This window comes from Enterococcus sp. LJL99 (assembly GCF_054871725.1).
Genome location: NZ_JBTXLT010000003.1, coordinates 122,672 through 142,430, shown reverse-complemented (window position 1 = coordinate 142,430; position 19,759 = coordinate 122,672). Strand labels below are relative to the sequence as shown.

The following is a 19,759-nucleotide window of genomic DNA, read 5'->3' as shown; positions in this document are numbered from 1 at the left end:
TTAAAGATAAGACAAGAAAAAATAAAGGAAGTAACTTGCATGAAAACCATTCGTGTTGGCACTAGAAATAGTCCGTTGGCAATGAAGCAAACAGAAATCGTATTAGAGATATTAAAAGAAGTTCATGGTGACTGTTCTATTGAAATTGTTCCTATGACTACAAAAGGGGATCAATTATTGTCTGTCAGTTTATCAAAAATTGGGGGCAAAGGTTTATTTATTAATGAGGTTGAACAGGCATTATTAAAAGGAAAAATAGATTTTGCGGTTCACAGTTTGAAAGATATGCCAGCTAAAATTGCAACAGGATTGACTTTAGCTGCAATCCCTAAACGAGAGGATCCTATGGACTGTTTGATTTTTCGAGAAGTTCAATCAATTGAAGAACTACCAGCAGGAGCAACTATCGGAACTAGTAGTTTACGTCGAGAATTCCAAATCAAAAAATTACGCAGTGATTTGAAGGTTCAATCGATTCGCGGTAATGTAGGCACCCGATTACAACGGATGAAAGAGCAAAACTTAGATGGCATTGTCTTAGCTGTCGCTGGACTCAATCGTTTAAAGTGGTTTGAAACAGCGGAGTATCCTTATTTAATTTTGACAGAAGGTCAATGTATTCCTGCAGTCGGGCAAGGCGCATTAGCAGTTGAATGTCGTGAAACCGATTTAGCGATGGTGGAATTTTTAACACCGATCAATGATGTAATTACAAGAGAATTGGTGACAGAGGAACGTCAATTTTTGGCAGCTTTAAATGGAAATTGTGATATTCCGATTGGTGCCTATGCAAAAAGAACAGGAGCTAGCTATTGTTTTTCAGGATTTTTAGGTGACAAGCAATTACAGACTTCTGTGACTGAAACAGTTACAGTCCCTTCTATTCAGGGAATAGGAACAGCAATGGCGCAACGTTTATTGAGAGAATTGGATTTGATGGGCGAATGAAAACTATTTTGTTAACACGACTAATTTCAGATAACCATGAAGATCGTTGTTATTTTGAAGAAAAAAATTATTTCACTTTGGAAATTCCTTTGGTAACATTAAAAAAAAGAGTTCTTAAGCCAAATGAGATTAAAGAGATGGAACAAAGTGAGTGGATTTTTTTGACTAGCCAGCATGCTGCTGAATTTTTTATTGATTTAAAAAAAGAGCATGATCTATACTCAAAAAAATATGCAGTAATCGGGAAAAAGACAGGACAAGTACTCCTTGATAATGGTTTTTCTATTGATTACCAAGCTCCCGTGGCAACAAAACGAGAACTGTTTGAAAAATGGAGAACGCTCTATCCAGCCCCAAAAACAATTTTTTATCCTAAAAGTAATCTAGCAGATTCTTTGGGGGAAGCTGCATTTTTACAAGCTGGTTATCAATTTTCGACAGCTGTTTTATATGATAATTATTTTTCTGAACAAAGTCAAAAAATATTAAGAAATGCCTTGATGACAAAAAAAATAGATGCCGTTTATTTAGCTAGTCCATCTTTGTGGCAACGTTTTTTATATATTTTTAAAGAAATAAAAACCGAAAAGATGCCAACTCTATATTGTATTGGAGCAACAACTGAAAAAGCAATTCAAAAAGATGGCTATTCTGTCTCTAAAAAGTAGTCTATAGTTACTTGTCTTGGCGGTTCTGCTACAAAGCTTGGGAAGTAAAACGTAGTTTTCTAATGTTTTTTGTTATTAAGCTGAAACGCCCTTGAATGATTCATTTCATAAATCACTGAAAAGAGCTTGGAACAAACAACTATGGCGGCTACCACCCCCATCAAATAGAACGGAAAGATCTATACCGAAAATCGACTACAAAATTAGTAGGAGGAAGCTTTTTTATTTTTTTTCTTGGCAGAGGGATGATCCTGTTCAATGGTATTATTCAAATATTTATTCGTTCGATGTTCAGAATTAGAAAATAATCTCTCAGATTTAAGTCGATTAAAGGCACCATTTAGTGAAAGAGTTTTATCAGTAACAAAAATCTTAGGTGCTCTAAATTGTTTATTCAATCGTTTAAAGAAAGGATAGGTGGCCTGCGTGTACCACGTTTCTTTCCTAACCAAATATCTAAATTATTATCGGTGATATATCAACGATTAGATATTGTCATTTTTAAATAGGATGGAATTTTTTCGATCGTTTCTTTTATCTTTCCTTTATGCTTTTTCATGGATTTCTTCTAGAGACTACTTGACATTGGATTTGTAATCGGTTAATATTCACATATAAAATTAAAAAAGATAGATTGTAACTCTTTGAGGCATTACTATCTCCGTTTTTTACAAGGGAGAGGTGTGGACTTGAAGAGTTTTTTTGTGAGGTGAAAGACATGAAAGTAATAAAAAAAATCAATAATAATGTTGCAGAATGTTTGGATGATAATGGTAATTATTTGATTGCTTTTGGAAAAGGGATTGGATTTCCGAAGACCCCGTATGAATTAACTGATTTGACTAAAGTAACAATGACATTTTATAAATTGAATGAACATTTTGAAAGCCTTTTAAGAGAAATTCCTGAAGAAATTTTAAATTTAAGTGCTGAAATCGTTACAATGGCGCAAAAAGAATTAAATGGACAATTGAATCCAACATTAGTGTTTAGCTTAGCAGACCATATTCATTTTTCAATTCAAAGATTAACGAAATATAAAAATGTACGAATGACATTTTCTTATGAAATTGAGCAACTTTATCCTAAAGAAAGTTTGTTGGCCAAGCAAGCAATTAAAATGATTCAAGAACAATTACATTTAGTTTTACCGAAAGGAGAAATAACGAGTATTACAATGCATTTTGTTGATAGTCAGTCGGAATACAAAATTTCACAAGAAGAATTATTGGTGGAAGAAGTGATTGAGTCAGCTACTAACTTGATCGAGGAAGAGTTAAAGATTCAAGTTGATCGACAAGAATTTAATTACAATCGATTTTGTATGCATATGTTTTATTATCTAAAGCGATTGAAAAATGGAGAAGAGTTCATCGATCAAGGGAGTGAACTACTTCAAACGTTTAAACAACAGCACCAAGATATTTATGTGTTAACCCAACATGTAGCAACGCTTATTCAACAAATCTTTGGGATTATGCCTAAAGATGGCGAACTATTTTATTTGATGATTCATATTCATCGACTATATGAAAAAAATGGAAGGAGCAAAAAAAATGAGTAAAAATAATCAAGCACTCGCTTCAGCGATATTAATCAACATAGGTGGTAAAGAAAATATTTCAAATGTAACTCACTGTATGACTCGTTTGCGATTCAATGTAAAAGATTTAAGCAAGGTGAAAGATAAAGAAATCAGGGAACTTTCTGGTGTCTTGGGAGTTGTGCAATCTGGAGGACAGTATCAAATCATTATTGGTCAAACGGTTGATAAAGTATACGCTACACTTATGGAAGAAGCGAATTTCGATCATCTAACTACTCAAACAAGTTCTTCTCCAGATTTAGAGAAAGAACCATTTTCATTTAAACTACTTGGAAATAAGATTTTGGATAGTTTAGCAGGAAGCTTAACGCCACTAATCCCTATTTTGATCGCAGCCTCTATGTTTAAAATGGTGATGGCAATCTTTGGGCCATCTATGTTAAATTTGATACATGAAGGTACTTCGCTAGCAACATTGCTCACATTTGTTGGTGATGCAGGTTTTTATTTCTTCCCAATATTTTTAGGCTATACAGCAAGTAAAAAATTTGGTGTGACGCCGGTTTTAGGAATGTTTTTAGGCGCAATATTGATTCATCCGACGTTTGTTTCACTAGCAACTGAAGGGTTGAATTTTGAAGTCTTTGGTATCCCAGCATCCGCTGAAAATTATACGAGTACAGTTATTCCAATGATTTTATCAATTTGGGTAATGTCTTATATAGAAAAGTTTTTAAAAAAAGTAATACCAGCAACATTATCAACCATTTTGATTCCAACGTTAACGATAGTTATTATGCTACCAGTTACTTTAGTCGTTTTAGGCCCTCTTGGTTTTGTTATTGGTGAATATATTAGTAAGTTTTTACTTTCTCTTGATTCGATTGGTGGTTTCTTGGCGGTCGCTATTATTGCTGCCTTATGGCAATTTTTAGTCATGACAGGTATGCATTTATTGATGATTACGACAATGATTACGGTTTTTGCCCAAAACGGACAAGAGTCATTAGTGACACCTGCTGCCATTGTTTCAAGTATGTGCGTGGCTGGTATGTGTTTAGGTTCTTTTTTACGACTTAAAGATAAAAATGGAAAAGCATTGGCATTTAGCTTTTTAGCAGCTTCCTTTATTGGTGGGGTAACTGAACCAGGTGTTTATGGGTTAGGCGTCCGCTACAAAAAACCATTCATTGGCTTATTATGTGGTGGAATCGCAGGAGGTTTTTATGCAGGGGTGACGGGAGTGACGGCGTATGCAATAATTCCCGTAGCAAACTTTGCTTGTTTAGCTTCGTTTTTCGGAGGAAGTAGTGCAAATGCGGTGAACGGTTTTATTGCTTGTGGCATTGGTTTTGTGGTTTCTGCGGTTGTTACGTATATTATTGGAGTGAAGGAGAAAGAAGATGAGCAAATTGTTGAAGAAAGTCTTATTTAGAGCGGATGATTTAGGGTATTCAGAGGCAGTGAATTATGGCATTGAAAAATCTGTCAAAGAAGGATTAATTCGAAGTGTTGGAGTAATGGTCAATATGCCAGCTACTCAGCATGGTGTAGCGCTGTTGAAAAATGAACCCATTGCATTCAGCCTCCACACGAATATTTGTGTTGGAAAACCATTGGTAGATTCTAAGTTGATTCCTTCTTTAGTCGATGAACATGGTTTTTTTAAGGCTTCAAAAATTTATCGAAGTGCATCAGAAGACTTTGTAGTATTTGATGAAGTAATGCTAGAAATCAACGCACAATATCAACGTTTTATAGAATTGTTCGGTAGAAAACCAGATTATTTTGAAGGGCATGCAGTTGCTAGCGAGACTTTTTTTAAGGCAATGGAAATATTTACTGAGGAAAAGCAGTTAATATACTCAGGTTTACCGAAAGGTGCCGAACCTAATTCTCTTGCGCAAGATGCAGCAATTAATGTCAATAAAACTAAAGTATATCTGTGGATGGAATCGATGCAAGAAAGTTATGAACCTTATCATAGTCTTGAAAATATGTTAACAGGGCTACATGAAGATGGTGTCGATATGATGATTTTTCATCCAGGTTACTTAGACCAATTTATTTTAGAAAACTCTTCGTTACTCATTCCACGAACGAAAGAAGTCACGTTGCTTACAGATTTAGCGATTAAAAAACGTTTGGATCAATTAAATATTGAACTAATAAGCTATAAAGAGCTTTAAAAAATTTGAACAATTTTGAAATTGTGAAGTAAGTAAATCAATTTCAAAATTGTTCATTGTGCTAGTTTTTGATTCTAGTTCCCCAGAAGTTTGATTCTCTGCCGATTCCACTGTTTAATTAGAACTTAATTCTTTTTTCAGAAATCTACAATTCCGCCCCATTACTTTCAATCACTTTCTTATACCAATAAAAAGATTTTTTCGGGTATCGTTTTAATGTGCCTCCCCCTTCATCATCACGATCAACATAAATAAAGCCGTAGCGTTTACTCATTTCCCCAGTTCCCGCACTGATTAAATCAATGCAGCCCCAAGGCGTATAGCCGATTAAATCAACACCGTCATCGATTGCTTTTTCCATTTCAACAATATGTTGTTTGAAATAATCAATACGATAATCGTCTTCAATTGTTTCTTCGGCAGTGAATTCGTCGAAAGCACCTAATCCATTTTCAACGACCATTAAGGGTAATTCATAACGAGAATAGATTTGATTTAAAGTGAAACGTAAGCCTATTGGATCGATTTGCCAACCCCAGTCGCTTGTTTCTAAATATTCATTCGATACACCGCCGAATAGATTTCCACCAGATTTATCATCGCGTTTGTCTAAATCATCGGCAATACAAGTGGTCATATAATAACTAAATGTATAGTAATCCACGGTTCCTTCTTTTAGTAGCCGCTTATCTTCTGGTGTGATGTCAATATGAACATCATTTTGCTCAAAGTAACGCTTCATATAGTAAGGATATTTGCCTTTTACTTGAACATCACCGCAGAAGAAATTCAGTTTGTCATTCATCTGTTGTGTTTTCAGTACATCAGCAGGTTTGCATGTTTTTGGATACATTGTAATGTAAGCCAACATACAACCGATTTTAAATTCTGGATTGATTTTGTGTCCAGCAATCACTGCACGAGCAGATGCTAAAAAAACGTTGTGTAATGCTTGATATTGTTCTGATTCAGTATACTCGCGATTAAATAATCCATTAATTCGCAGTCCGTGTGGTAGCGTACCGAAATTAATTTCGTTAAAGGTTAACCAATATTTCACCTTATTTTTATATCGTTCGAATAAAGTCACAGCATAATTTTCATAGAAATCAATGACTTTTTTATCTAAGAAGCCATCATATTCTTTTCCTAAATGAAAAGGCAACTCAAAATGAGAGATGGTAACCAATGGTTCAATTCCGTATTTAAGACATTCATCAAAGACATCATCATAAAATTTTAAGCCAGCTTCGTTCGGCGTGGACTCGTCTCCTTTTGGGAAAATTCGTGTCCAGTTGATTGACATACGATAAGTTTTATACCCCATCTCGGCAAATAGGGCAATATCTTCTTTGTAATGATGATAAAAGTCAATAGCTGTGTGACTAGGATAATAATAGTCATCCGTATTAATTTCTAAATCAAACGAACGGCGAGTCCCAGCAGTCCGGCTACCAGCACGACTATGATCGCTGATGGAATCTCCTTTCCCATCTGTATCCCAGGCACCTTCACATTGGTTTGCAGCGGTTGCTCCGCCCCATAAAAAATCTTTTGGAAAACTCATTCTTATCTGCTCCTTTTCTGGTTACTTTTTAATTGGTAATCACCGTTGTAATTAATAAGTCACTGCGTTTAACTGTTGCTTCAGACGTTGGAATAACATCTGCAAAGTCAGGAGTATTTGTAACGATGATTGGAACCTGTGTACTGTAGCCACTATTTTCGATTTCTTCAATATTAAATTGAACTAATTTTTGCCCTTTTTTCACGGCATCGCCTTGCTTAACAAAAGCTTTAAACCCTTTTCCATCAAGTTGAACTGTATCGATGCCAATATGAATCAAAACCTCTGCGCCATTTTCTGAAATGAGACCAATCGCATGATTTGTTGGGAAGAGAGTCATGACAATTCCATCAAATGGGGCAACAATTTCACCATTAGTTGGTTCAACCACAACACCTTTCCCCATAATACCATCAGCAAAGGCACCATCTTTAGCTTCACTTAATGGTAATACTTGACCTTCAATAGGAGAAAAAATTTCTTCTTTTGATAGTTTTTTACTTTGTCCAGTAGCAGCTAGTTTAGCTTCTTCTTTAGATAATGTAATGGTTGGCTCGTCGTCTTTAAATCCAATAGCGTATGCAAGTGCAAAACCAGCAATAATAGCACAGACATCTAAAATGATAGCGTAAATGGCAAACTTAACATCACCATCTGGTGAAATCGAACTTGGATAACGGAATATACCTAAACCACCCATTTGATAGCCTTGCATACCTAAGCCCATAGCGATTGCTCCAGTTACACCACCAACAATACATGATGCCCAAAAAGGTTTTTTTCTAGGAAGTGTAATCCCGTAAATCGCTGGTTCAGTTACGCCGAAGAGGCCTGAAATAAAAGCAGGGATTGATAATTCTTTTAATCGAGCATTTTTAGTTTTAAGCATTACAGCTAATACCGCACCAGTCTGAGCAAAGCTCACACTACCTACTGGTGTTAATAGTGCTGTTGGATTTCCTTGAGATAAAGCGATAATTGCAAACGGAATAATTGCCCAATGAAGACCGAACATAACCAGAATTTGCCATGAGAAACCAAGAATAGCACCAAATAGAATTGGGCTGAAGCCTTGAATAGAAAGTAATCCATTTCCTAAAGCATCAGAAACGGTATTCATGATTGGTCCGATTACTAAGAATGTTATTGGAATCGTTACAAGTGCTGTTAAAAACGGAACAATAAATAATTTAATAACATCAGGAATCACTTTTCTTAATTGTTTTTCTAAAAAAGCAGCAAAAGCAGCTGAAGCAATAATAGGCATTACAGTTGAGCCGTAACCTGCAGGTGGAATAGAAAATGGTATACCAAAGAAATTAAGTCCTCCCGATTCAGCGAACTGAGCAGTTGCCGCTCCTTCTAAAAATCCAGGATAGACTAAACTTGTTGCAATCAACATTCCAAGAAATGGTGAACCACCAAATTTTTTCATTGCGGTGTACCCAATAAAGATTGGTAAGAATTTGAATAATCCATCTCCCATCGCATTAAAGACAGCAGATGTGGATGAATCGGCAAAACTAGAACCTAAGGCGAAAATCAAAATGGCATTCAATCCTTTTAGCATACCGGCAGCGGATAGGGGTGCCAAAATCGGTTGGAAAATAGATGAAATCATATCAACGAACTGGTCAAATAAATTTCCTTTTGGTCCAGATTCAGTAGGAGCTTCGAGTACACCTAAAACAGCATCCACATCTTTTCTTACATCGGGAACATGATTGCCAATAACAACTTGGTATTGACCACCAGCTTGCATAACAGTTACCACGCCATCCATATTTTTTAAAACATCTGTATTTGCTTTACTTTCATCTTTTAGTTTGAAACGAAGACGAGTAATACAGTTCGTTAATGAATTGACGTTTTCTTTTCCGCCGACTTCTTTGACAATTTTTTTTGCTAATTCTTCATATTTACCCATGTTATTACCTCCAAATAGTTTAGTTTATTCAAAGGTTTCGCCAACTTAATGTCACGATCCGTTCCTTTCCACAGGATTGCGTAGTTACTCCTTTCTATCAAAAAATATATTTTAAGAAAAATATCTTAATTAACTGTTTTATCGATAATTCTTGCTAGATGAATCATAATATAGACTTGTTCATCTTTCGAAATAGTGTAGTTTCTACGAGTCTTTAAATACTCAGAGACTTTTTTTGTTACTTCAAAGGCTTCTGGGTATTGTTTGGTTACAAGTTCAAACAAACCGTTTTGGACTTGATTATCTTCCGTTTCTTGATTTTGATTGCTTAAAATTCGTTGAGAAAAAAATTTTAAGTGTGTAATAAAGCGTTGGAAATAAATATCATTTTCTGAAAAATTGATTCGTAGAGTATATTTGATGACAGTTAGAATTTCTTCAATTAACTGAGTCAAACTAACAGCATCTTCGTGACCATTATCTAAACTTGCATTTGTAATATGTAAAGCAATAAAACCAGCTTCATCTTCTGAGAGTGTCGTATTGAGTTGTTTGTTGACAATATCAATTGCTTTTTGACCGATTTTCAGTTCATCAGGAAAAAAACGCTTAATATCCCAAAGTAAAAAGTTTTTAACCTGTATGCCATTTCTATTACGCTGAATAGCAGAATGTAAATGATCAGCTAGCGTAATAAAGGCAGATTCTTTTAAATCTTTCTCTAGGTCTTTTTTAGCATAATGAATCACTTCATAAGAAACAGCAATAACATCTTCTGATATTTCTGAAAACAATTTTTCAATTTGTTCTTTTTCAACTTTATTTTCTAGTTTGAATACTTTTTCAATTTTTTCAGTACAAATGGTAGAGGTAGGTTTCATCTGAAAACCTAAACCATTCCCCATTAAGATGACCTCTTCGTCCTCTTCATTTAGAGCAATGATAACGTTATTGTTTAATACCTTGACAATTTTCAAAATAACCGCTCCCTTTATTATATAAAAATAGACCTAAACAACCCTAAGTGAGTTTGTTTAGGTCTAGCTTAACTTAATAATAACCATCCTTCTAACAAAGTAAGAATATCCTATTTAACAAGGAATGTCAACGCTTTCTTATTTTGCTTTTTTTTTGTGGAAATAAAAAAATAGCAATAGAATAAAACGAAACAGAAAGTAATGATTACAATTAAAAATGTGGGAAATAAATCAAAATCATTGTCTGTAATTCAAACTTAACCAGAAGGCTCAGTGAGTAAGTCCATTACTGTAAAGAACAAGTTTATCTAAAAGAAGAACAGCACAATATTCAGAATTTGCTAATTGTGCCGTTTTTGATTTTTAAAAACCATACTCTTCCTCTAATTTTCTTTGAGCAAGTTGGTAACTTTCTGCCAAAACAACGGTATTTTCAACTAAATTATTGAGTCTAAACAAGACATCGTCGTTGCTTAACTCTTTATTCATAAAATCAACATCTTCTATGAAAACATAATTTGGAACGATATTTGCTTTCATATAACTTAAAATAGGTTTTAACTGAATTTCCGCAATCAAATAATGTCTTTGCGAACCTGCAGTCATTACGATTCCTACAGTTTTTCCTTCTAAGGCTTTTTGAGGCAATAAATCAAAAATATTTTTTAATGTAGCTGGAATAGATGCTTGAAAAGTGGGTGATCCGATAAAAATAATATCAGCTGCCATGATTTCCTTGGTCACAAATCCCGTATCACCATCGTAATCTAAATAATTACGGCCATCACTAAACTCAATAGAAAGTTCTTTTAGGTCTAATAGAGAAACATCATGGTCAGGATATTTCTCTTGATAGTTTTTTTTTAAGGTATTGATACTAATTAAGGTTTTGGTTCCCACAAGAGAACCAGATAAAAAAACGGTTTTCATTATCTATTTTCCTCCTTATTTTGCATATTTTCGAATGGCAGGTAAGACCTTATTCCCTAACATATCAATGTTTTCCATGATTTTTGAAAACGGAAGACCACCAAAATCAAGTTGCGCAATATAACGTTGATTATTAAAGAGTTCATGTTGATATAGAATTTTTTCAATGACTTGATTGATTTCGCCGATGTTCATAATACTTTTTGGATCTCTCGCATGGGCAAAAGCTTGCTTGCTGAAAGGTTGTCCATTTGACTGCATAAACCCATGATTTACATGAGGATAGAATTCTTTCAAAGCAGTATCCATATCTTTAGCGATGTAGAAAAAGCCTCCTGTTGCAAGTGGTAATGAATCTGGATCATAGCCGGCCATTTTAGCTGATTCTCGATAAGTATCGATTGTTCGTTTGTAAATACTAGCGGGCCCGCCAAGCATGGCTAATGTCATTGGAACCCCAGCTGCTCCAGCTTTAACTGCACTTCCAGGTCCTCCACCAACAGCACGCCATATTGGTATATGCCCATTGAGCGGTCTTGGGATAATATGTGCGTGATCTAAAGGCGCACGAAATTGTCCATTCCAAGTGATGTATTCTTCACGATTTAATTGTAGAAGTAAATCAAATTTTTCCTCAAATAACTCTTCATAATTATTTAGATCATAACCAAGAAGTTTAAATAAACCAATCCGCGAAGCCCGTCCCCCAACTATTTCAACACGTCCATTAGAAAGCAAATCAATCGTGGAAAAATTTTCAAAAATCCGTACGGGATCAGAAGTGCTGACAATGGTTGAACCACTGGAAATTTTGATCGTGCTAGTTGCTTGTGCAATGGCAGATAGAATAATCGCATGGGCTTGTGAGACGAAGCCGTCTTGATGGCTTTCGCCTAACATAAAGACGTCAATGCCCGCTTGTTCAGCTAAAATAGCCATTTCCTTAATTTGATTTAAACGTTCTTGAGCCGTTTGTTTTTCATTAGTACGTGGATTGAGCATATGTTCCCCAAGAGAATAAACACCAAATTCTAATTTTTTAGCTGGATCAAACTGTGGCAAGGTATTTAGATTTTTTTTATAGTTTAAATCAGTCATTGTAATTACCTACTTTACTCTTTTTTTTTAAGTATAAAATATTTACTTATAAAAAGTAAGTAAAATGCTTTTAGCTGGATTGACTAGGTAGAAGTTAAAAGAAGCAGTTTTAGGTAATAGAAATCATGATATTGCTAAAAAATAATTGTAGTAATTCTATTTTTTACTTGAACAATTAAAAATACTAGCGTAAGGTCAAACAAAGAAATATAATTGAAACAACACAAAAATAACTGTTTTTAGCTAGCGCTATTAAGTATAAAAGGATGGATAATCATGAAACAGATAACGGTAGATCAATTTGAACGCGTATTCAATTCTGAAAAGAAATTTTTTAAAGATGGATATTATCGAATTAGATGTGTATCGGATGAGCAAAAAGAACTTGCTTTTTTAGTAGTGGATGCCTGTGGAGCAACAGCTGTTCATCCTCAAATTACAATTGAAAAAAGAGGTGTTGATTGGGTAGCAATCAAGCTAATTGATTTGGAGACTACACCCCCCCAGATAATTAATAGAACATCAGAGACAAAAGCGATTTTAGACAGTTCGTTGAAATCATTGGAAAATAAATTTGAAGCGGCAATCCAAAATTTTGATAGTTTAATAAAGGACAAGTAAGGCTAGTATATTAAGTAGATGAATTGAGTGGAAGAGGGGAAAAAATTTTAAAATCTAATAAACGGTGTAAAATAATCAGAATTTTGGTAAGTTCTCAAATTCCTTCTGAGTATGATAAAGACTGAAAAAAAGATTAATTCAATCATGTATCTGATTTGTTTGGGTCTAGGAGTCTCTCTTTTTTTTTTCATACTCGAGTAAATTTATCAGTATAAAGTTATTTGAGAGTGAGAAATAAAAGCGATGGATGACCGAAAAGAAAAAGGGTGTATCTTAGTAGCAACAGCTTTATGCGCTAGAAAAGAATACTATAATGGAGGTTTTTATGAATTATTATACTTTTTTATGGTTAGTAGGAATAATTATTATTCTAAGTATCTTTTTTTCGATTGGAAGGCTATATTATTATGCGAATGAAAAAAAAGATAAAATATCTAAAGCATTTTCAATTTTTTATTCTCCTTCAATTTTTACCTTGATCGTCTCATTAAGAACATTGGCTGTATCCGATTTTTCTAAAAGTAATAAGCCGATTGAATTAGTGTTGCAACATCTGTATTTTGGTTTTGCGATTAGTATTATGCTGAATTTATTAAACTTGATTTTGTTGGAGTCAGATTCTACCAAAGCTTATAGAAAACATCTTTTATTCTATCTTTCGCTTTTATTTAATGCGTTATCTTTCACGCTGTGGCTGATTTTAGCGTATATGCTATTTGATATTATCTAATATTTAGGCGTAAAAATGAGGACTAAGTTTTGCTTGCGATAAAAATAGAGGTTGATTTTCGGACACTCCTTAATAGCAGAAGTGTATCAAAATTGATAGCTGATGACACGCTAATTTTAATGATCATAAATAAAGGGATTAAGGTCGTTCTAGTGAAATTTCGATAATATTGTCCATGTAAACTTTAAATGTTCCAATCGTATTAGTAAGGCTGTAATTAGTAAAGGTACCGCTAACATAAATCCAGCCATTTTTATCTAACTTAGATTGACTGACAATCGTATTATCTTTTACATTTAAATTCAAATAACTATTCCGGTTGAGATCATTGATTACAGAAATGTAAGCATCGTTCATTTTTGTTGTCAGTCCTGAATTTAAAAAAAGTAAAGTTATTTTTTTGTTCAAATATAAATTAGGTTCTTTATATAATTCATCTAAGGTAACTTGTGTGTATTCGCTTAACTGTGAATGAATGACTGTAAGTGAAGTGTTTGCAAGGTATTTTTTACTGATTTTTTCTTCACTTAATCCTTTATTATCAATCAAAAAACGTAAGAACCCATAGACTTTGTCATCATAAAGTGTGTTAGTTTTACTAAAATCTAAAAGTTCTTGATTGCTGATTATATTGTTATTTATATTGTAATCACTTATTATTTTTCTTAAGGATTCAATAGATTTTTTTCTGAGGTTGTTAAATTATTCACAGTAAATTCTGTTGTTGTATGATTTGTTTGAGCAGCTGAGGCAGGGTTTGAATTATTGTTTTTACAACCTGTTAAAGTGGTTATAATCACTAAAAGAAATACAAAATTTGTTTTATTCATAGGATCTTCCTTAGTTTGTTTTTAGAGTGATGTTTCTGTGCATAATATAAAAAATACTTTTTTAATAGTATGCACATTTATTAGGGAACTGTCATTTTTTTTTATAAAAAAACAGCTATTATTTTATTTTTTGATATGTATTGATATATAACGAAAATTCTATTACAATTTTTGTTAATAATCGAACAAAATGACAACTATATGATGATTGTTATTTAAATGAATTTTAAAGTAGAGGAATGCATGTTGTATTATTAATAAAATATTTGGTGTCACTTGTTTTTGATTGTTAGAATTCTATCAAACGAATGTAACTTATAAATTGATGGAGGGAATAATGCAGAAAATGTACAAACTTAGAAAATACAGTACGTTAGATCACTTGATTTATAAAGAATCGTTAGAACTAAGAAATGAATTATTACGGATTCCTATCGGTAAAAGTATTTATTCAGAAAATTTGAAAATTGAAAAAGATAATACTTTTTTTGGTGCATTTGAAGAGGAACAACTGGTTGGTACTTTGAGTTATTATGAAGAAGCTGATCAAATTGCTCATTTAACAGCTTTTGCAGTGGCTATTGCTCATCAAAAAAGAGGGATAGGGAAAAAATTGCTTGAATTGCTTATTCAAGAACTTCAAAAGAAAGGCTATAGAGAAATTCGAGTGGATGCACGAGAATTGGCGGTACCATTTTATAAAAAGTGCGGTTTTGAAATCGTTTCAGGACCGGTGATTAACCAAGCATTAAAAGTTGTTGATTTTAAAATGGTTTTCTATTTATCTTAAATAAAACTCATTCCTAATTTTGTTTTTTTCAAAAGTAAGGAGTGAGTTTTTTTGAAAAAAACAAAAAATGATATGGAATAGACATGCTAATATGTAGTTTCATAGTATCGTAATCTTTCAATTTTAAATTTTTCTAGGAAAAATTTTTACCTTTAACGATTACTTTAAGCATCTCCTTGTAATTTGTCGTTAAATCAGACAAGATTTAAAATTTCTATAGGTTGTTCAAGAAGTATACTATGAATAAGCTAGAGACTTAATTGGAAGGATGAAAATTCAATGAAAAAATATATCTATTCATTATTGATAATGTTAGGTTTTATTAGTATTTCTCAAGTTGCGCAGGCGGAGACGACAATATTGCCTCCAGACCCGATTACAAATGTTCGAATTGAAACGAATTTAAAGGATAATCCAAATGTTAAACTGAAAAATTTAAATATGTTGAATTCTAGATTATACACAATAGTAGATAATGATAAAAATTTATATTTTTGTTTAGATGAAAGTAAGTATTATCCATCTGGAAATAGTTATAAAGTGGATCTTAATGAAAAAATATCTGGTTCTGTGCTATGGTTGATGGAAACATTTTATCAAAATCAAAATAAACAAGAGTCCGTAGCCAACGTCCCTAGTTATCAAGATGCAAATGAGTTAACAAGATATGCTGCTGTGCAAATTGTGATTTGGAAATTTACTGGTGGTCAATTTAACGAGGAATTAATTAAGTCTAATCCACTGGTGAATGAGTTATATAATGAGGCCAAGACGAAGCCAACCAACGATCTTTCTTATCAAGAAGTGATTAATAAAATGAAAGACATTGAAGTGAATGCAACAGAAATTAGACCTAATGGCGATGATGGAACCTATTATAATTACAAACTCCAATTTGAGGATAATTTAGACGATGAAGCAGAACATCTTTTTCAAATTGATGACAATCAAACCAATATTGTTGTGCAACTATACAAGCATGGTAAAACGACAACGATTACGAATGATGTAACAATTGAAAAAAATTACCAAGACCGTACAATTCTGATTAACGTACCAAAATCATTTATTGATGAAGATAAGGCAGATGATACAACAATCTATTTCAATATAGATACAATGTTGAAAACTAGACAACCTTACTATCTAGTTTTTGTTTCTAGTGGTGTCCAACCGCTAGGCGGTTATCAAGAAATAGAAAGAGTTTTGACTGCAAGAACTAGTATTGATTTAGACTCAGCGGAAACTTCTTTTTCGGTACTAAAACATTGGGAAGATGAAAACAATCAAGATGGGAAACGTCCTGTAATATTGCCGGTACAATTATATCAAAGTAACCAACCCTATATCTATACGAATACTGAAAGTATCACTACAGGGAATGAAACAAAATTTGGCGATCAACAATTATTGAATGAAGAAAATGGTTGGGAACATATTTGGGCAAATTTACCTGTTGAAGATGAAAGTGGCAATAAATTGTATTATACCGCTAGAGAAGAGCTGGCTGCTGGTTCTGGCTATGATTTAACAATCAAAGTTACCGATGAGGGAAAAGCGATTCTCTTAGTGAATTCTTATAAACCTGAGTTGATTAATTTAGCAGGAATCAAGAAATGGGAAGATGCCAATAATCAAGATGGAAAACGTCCATTAGCTATTTTAGTGAATCTTTTAGCAGATGGAGAAGCTGTTCAAACAAAAGTAGTGACAGAGCAACAAGGATGGGCCTATCAATTTAACAATTTGCCTAAATTTAAAGATGGGAAAGAAATTGTCTATACAGTCACTGAGGATGAAGTTCCAGGATATTCTACAGCTATCGATGGAACGAACATCACGAATACATATACTCCAGAAGTGACAGAAATTACAGGCAATAAAGTTTGGGAAGATGCGAATAATCAAGATGGCAAACGTCCAACCGTCGTTACAATCAACTTATTAGCAGATGGTGTACAAGTTGATTCTAAAGAAATTAGTGAAAAAGAAGGCTGGACCTATCGTTTTACAAATTTACCAAAATATAAAGACGGTCAAGAAATTACGTATACTGTTACTGAAAATAGTGTACCTGAATACTCAACAACAATTGAGGGCACAACGATTACCAATAGTTATACACCAGGAAAAACCAGTATGACTGTTACGAAAGCCTGGAATGATGCGAATAATCAAGACGGAAAACGTCCAAATAGCATCAAGGTTCAATTGTATGCGAATGGTAAAGAGTCAGGAGAACCGGTAGAATTAAACGAAGCCAATGATTGGACAACAACTTGGGATGATTTAGCAGAAAAAGAAGCGGGAAAAGTAATTGATTATACAGTGGAAGAAGTAAGTGATGTTGCTGACTACGATAGTACGATTAATGATGAAAATAAAGGAAATATCATTATTACGAATACACATACCCCAGAAGTGACAGAAGTTAAAGGCAGTAAAATTTGGGAAGATGCGAATAATCAAGATGGCAAACGTCCAGCAGTTGTTACGATTAATCTACTAGCAGACGGTGTGCAAGTAGATTCCAAAGAAATCAGTGAACAAGAAGATTGGACCTATAGTTTTACAAATTTACCAAAATATAAAGACGGTCAAGAAATTATGTACACTGTCACTGAAAACACGGTGCCTGAATATTCAACAGCAATTGAAGGAACAACAATTACTAATAGTTATACACCAGGGAAAACAAGCGTCACAGTTACGAAAGCCTGGAATGATGCCAATGATCAAGACGGAAAACGTCCGAATAGTATCAAGGTTCAATTGTACGCAAATGGTAAAGAGTCAGGAGAACCAGTGGAGTTGAACGAAGCCAATGCTTGGACAACGACTTGGGATGATTTAGCAGAAAAAGAAGCGGGAACAACCATTACTTATACAGTGAAAGAAGTTGACGCTATTTCTGATTATGAAATAACAATTGACGATGAGAATAAAGGGAATGTCATTATTACGAATACGCATACACCAGAATTGACAGAAGTCGAAGGAAATAAAAAATGGAAAGATGCGAATAATCAAGATGGCAAACGTCCAGCAGTTGTTACGGTGAATCTACTAGCAGATGGTGTGCAAGTTGATTCCAAAGAAATTAGTGAAAGAGAAGACTGGGCTTACCATTTTACAAATTTACCAAAATATCAAGATGGTCAAGAAATTACGTATACAGTCACTGAAAATACGGTACCTGAATATTCAACAGCGATTGAAGGAACAACAATTACCAATAGCTATACACCAGGGAAAACAAGTATTACAGTTACGAAAGCCTGGAATGATAAGAATAACCAAGATGGAATTCGTCCGAATAGTATCCAAGTTCAATTGTATGCAAATGACAAAAAAACTGGAGAGCCAGTTTTATTAAGTGAAGCCAATAATTGGACGACAACTTGGGATGATTTAGCAGAAAAAGAAGCAGGAAAAGTAATTGATTATACAGTAAAAGAAGTAGATAATGTAGCTGGATATGGTATTACAATTAACGATGAAAACAAAGGGAATATCATTATTACGAACACGCACACACCAGAATTGACAGAAGTCGAAGGGAATAAAAAATGGGAAGATGCCAATAACCAAGATGGCAAACGTCCAACAACGATTACCATTAACTTATTGGCAGATGGTGTACAAGTTGGTTCCAAAGAGATCAGTGAAAAAGAGAATTGGGAGTATCGTTTTACAAATTTACCAAAATATCAAAACGGTCAAGAAATTACGTATACAGTCACTGAAAACACAGTTCCTGAATATTCAACAACGATTGATGACACAAGAATTACCAATAGTTATACACCAGGGAAAACAAGCGTTACAGTTACAAAAGCTTGGAATGATGCGAATAATCAAGACGGGACTCGTCCAGATAGTATCAAGGTTCAATTATATGCGAATGGGAAAGAAATGGGTCAGCCTGTTGAACTAAATGAAAGCAATAATTGGACGACAACTTGGGATGATTTAGCAGAAAAAGAAGCGGGAAAAGTAATCGATTATACTGTAAAAGAAATAGACGAAGTTTCAGGATATAGCAGTACAATCAATGATGAAAATAAAGGAAATATCATTATCACTAATACGCATACTCCAGAAGTGACAGAAATCAAAGGGAGTAAAGTTTGGGACGATAATGATAATCAAGATGGCAAACGTCCAAATTCAATCGTAGTTAATCTTTTAGCAAATGGTGTTCTAATTGATTCCAAAGAAGTTAACGAAAAAGAAGGGTGGGCGTATAGTTTTGAAAACTTACCAAAATATCAAGACGGTCAAGAAATCATCTATACGGTGACTGAAAACAGCGTCCCAGAATATACGACGACTATCGACGGAACAACGATTACAAATAGTTACACACCAGGGAAAACAAGCGTTACAGTTACAAAAGCCTGGAATGACGGCAACAATCAAGATGGAATTCGTCCAGATAGTATTAAGGTTCAATTATATGCAAATGGTAAAAAAGTGGGTGAAGTTGTCGAATTAAATGAAACGAATCATTGGACAACAACTTGGAGTGATTTAGCAGAAAAAAATGCAGGTGAAATGGTTAGTTATACTGTTGAAGAAGTAAGTAATGTAAAAGGTTATGAAGCAACAATCAATGATGAAGACAAAGGGAATATCATTATTACGAATACGCATCAAACGAATGAAAAACCTAAACCAAATGATCCTAAAAATAGCAATAAACCAACTTCAATGAATGGAAACTACCCATCTACTGGAGAAAAACAAACGATCTTAATTACGCTTCTAGGAATTTTGTTAATTACCTCTGTAGGATATGTTGGAACAAAGAATTTAACAAGAAAATAAATGATAAGGAAAGAGGCGCCTGAAACTGTTGGTGTCTCTTTTTTAGTTTTAACTGTTATAAAAAATTTCTTCAAGACAAAGATTGTTTACTAGCTATATATTCAATTG

The 19,759-nt window shown here is 33.8% G+C and carries 16 protein-coding genes and 1 pseudogene; 9 read left to right on the top strand and 8 right to left on the bottom strand.

Annotated elements, in window-relative coordinates; genetic code table 11:
- Positions 1 to 39: 39 nt before the first annotated feature.
- Both hemC and ACYSNW_RS05945 read left to right on the top strand, forming a co-directional pair.
- A complete protein-coding gene (hemC, locus tag ACYSNW_RS05950; protein ID WP_461743562.1) occupies positions 40 to 948 on the top strand; it encodes a hydroxymethylbilane synthase in 909 nt (302 codons plus the stop codon).
- A complete protein-coding gene (locus tag ACYSNW_RS05945; RefSeq protein WP_461743561.1) occupies positions 945 to 1,616 on the top strand; it encodes a uroporphyrinogen-III synthase in 672 nt (223 codons plus the stop codon). Before hemC ends, ACYSNW_RS05945 begins: the two co-directional genes overlap by 4 nt.
- Before the next feature lie 221 nt (positions 1,617 to 1,837).
- On the opposite strand, the pseudogene ACYSNW_RS05940 reads toward ACYSNW_RS05945, so the two are convergent.
- Positions 1,838 to 2,076, bottom strand: a pseudogene (locus ACYSNW_RS05940) (DDE-type integrase/transposase/recombinase); the annotation flags it as partial.
- Between the two features lie 258 nt (positions 2,077 to 2,334).
- On the opposite strand from ACYSNW_RS05940, the gene ACYSNW_RS05935 reads away from it, so the two are divergent.
- Genes ACYSNW_RS05935 through ACYSNW_RS05925 form a run of 3 tightly spaced genes read left to right on the top strand, consistent with a single transcriptional unit; the run spans position 2,335 to position 5,351 of the window.
- Positions 2,335 to 3,180 carry a PRD domain-containing protein gene (locus ACYSNW_RS05935; RefSeq protein ID WP_461743560.1) on the top strand — a complete coding sequence of 282 codons (846 nt, stop codon included), beginning with the start codon at positions 2,335 to 2,337 and terminating at the stop codon, positions 3,178 to 3,180.
- Positions 3,173 to 4,597 carry a PTS transporter subunit EIIC gene (locus ACYSNW_RS05930; RefSeq protein WP_461743559.1) on the top strand — a complete coding sequence of 475 codons (1,425 nt, stop codon included), beginning with the start codon at positions 3,173 to 3,175 and terminating at the stop codon, positions 4,595 to 4,597. Before ACYSNW_RS05935 ends, ACYSNW_RS05930 begins: the two co-directional genes overlap by 8 nt.
- Entirely contained in the window at positions 4,566 to 5,351 is a 786-nt protein-coding gene (locus ACYSNW_RS05925; RefSeq protein ID WP_461743558.1) for a ChbG/HpnK family deacetylase, read from the top strand. Before ACYSNW_RS05930 ends, ACYSNW_RS05925 begins: the two co-directional genes overlap by 32 nt.
- A 145-nt stretch (positions 5,352 to 5,496) precedes the next feature.
- Here the strand turns inward: ACYSNW_RS05925 and ACYSNW_RS05920 are convergent, their stop codons facing one another.
- The 5 genes from ACYSNW_RS05920 to ACYSNW_RS05900 form a co-directional block, all read right to left on the bottom strand.
- The gene (locus ACYSNW_RS05920) at positions 5,497 to 6,918 is read right to left on the bottom strand and encodes a glycoside hydrolase family 1 protein (protein WP_461743557.1); all 1,422 of its coding nucleotides are present in this window, start codon (positions 6,916 to 6,918) and stop codon (positions 5,497 to 5,499) included.
- Positions 6,919 to 6,946: 28 nt separating this feature from the next.
- Positions 6,947 to 8,845, bottom strand: a complete 1,899-nt coding sequence (locus ACYSNW_RS05915) for a beta-glucoside-specific PTS transporter subunit IIABC (RefSeq protein WP_461743556.1) — start codon at positions 8,843 to 8,845, stop codon at positions 6,947 to 6,949.
- A 125-nt stretch (positions 8,846 to 8,970) separates the two neighbouring features.
- Positions 8,971 to 9,822 (bottom strand): BglG family transcription antiterminator LicT, encoded by an 852-nt coding sequence (licT, locus tag ACYSNW_RS05910; protein WP_461743554.1) that lies wholly within the window; start codon positions 9,820 to 9,822, stop codon positions 8,971 to 8,973.
- A gap of 363 nt (positions 9,823 to 10,185) precedes the next feature.
- On the bottom strand, positions 10,186 to 10,752 hold the full coding sequence (locus ACYSNW_RS05905) for an NADPH-dependent FMN reductase (protein WP_461743553.1): 567 nt from the start codon (positions 10,750 to 10,752) through the stop codon (positions 10,186 to 10,188).
- A gap of 15 nt (positions 10,753 to 10,767) precedes the next feature.
- Positions 10,768 to 11,850, bottom strand: a complete 1,083-nt coding sequence (locus tag ACYSNW_RS05900) for an LLM class flavin-dependent oxidoreductase (RefSeq protein WP_461743552.1) — start codon at positions 11,848 to 11,850, stop codon at positions 10,768 to 10,770.
- 276 nt (positions 11,851 to 12,126) lie between these two features.
- On the opposite strand from ACYSNW_RS05900, the gene ACYSNW_RS05895 reads away from it, so the two are divergent.
- Both ACYSNW_RS05895 and ACYSNW_RS05890 read left to right on the top strand, forming a co-directional pair.
- The gene (locus ACYSNW_RS05895; RefSeq protein ID WP_461743551.1) at positions 12,127 to 12,471 is read left to right on the top strand and encodes a hypothetical protein; all 345 of its coding nucleotides are present in this window, start codon (positions 12,127 to 12,129) and stop codon (positions 12,469 to 12,471) included.
- Positions 12,472 to 12,796: 325 nt separating this feature from the next.
- Positions 12,797 to 13,201, top strand: coding sequence for a hypothetical protein (locus ACYSNW_RS05890; RefSeq protein WP_461743550.1), 405 nt, complete (start codon positions 12,797 to 12,799; stop codon positions 13,199 to 13,201).
- Positions 13,202 to 13,339: 138 nt separating this feature from the next.
- On the opposite strand, the gene ACYSNW_RS05885 is transcribed toward ACYSNW_RS05890, so the two are convergent.
- Together ACYSNW_RS05885 and ACYSNW_RS05880 are read right to left on the bottom strand one after the other, a co-directional pair.
- The gene (locus tag ACYSNW_RS05885) at positions 13,340 to 13,750 is read right to left on the bottom strand and encodes a hypothetical protein (RefSeq protein ID WP_461743549.1); all 411 of its coding nucleotides are present in this window, start codon (positions 13,748 to 13,750) and stop codon (positions 13,340 to 13,342) included.
- A 116-nt stretch (positions 13,751 to 13,866) separates the two neighbouring features.
- Entirely contained in the window at positions 13,867 to 14,031 is a 165-nt protein-coding gene (locus tag ACYSNW_RS05880) for a hypothetical protein (RefSeq protein WP_461743548.1), read from the bottom strand.
- 337 nt (positions 14,032 to 14,368) lie between these two features.
- On the opposite strand from ACYSNW_RS05880, the gene ACYSNW_RS05875 reads away from it, so the two are divergent.
- Both ACYSNW_RS05875 and ACYSNW_RS05870 read left to right on the top strand, forming a co-directional pair.
- Positions 14,369 to 14,821, top strand: coding sequence for a GNAT family N-acetyltransferase (locus ACYSNW_RS05875; protein WP_461743547.1), 453 nt, complete (start codon positions 14,369 to 14,371; stop codon positions 14,819 to 14,821).
- 279 nt (positions 14,822 to 15,100) lie between these two features.
- Complete coding sequence (locus ACYSNW_RS05870; RefSeq protein WP_461743546.1) at positions 15,101 to 19,651, top strand: Cna B-type domain-containing protein; 4,551 nt, start codon at positions 15,101 to 15,103, stop codon at positions 19,649 to 19,651.
- The last annotated feature ends 108 nt before the right edge of the window (positions 19,652 to 19,759 follow it).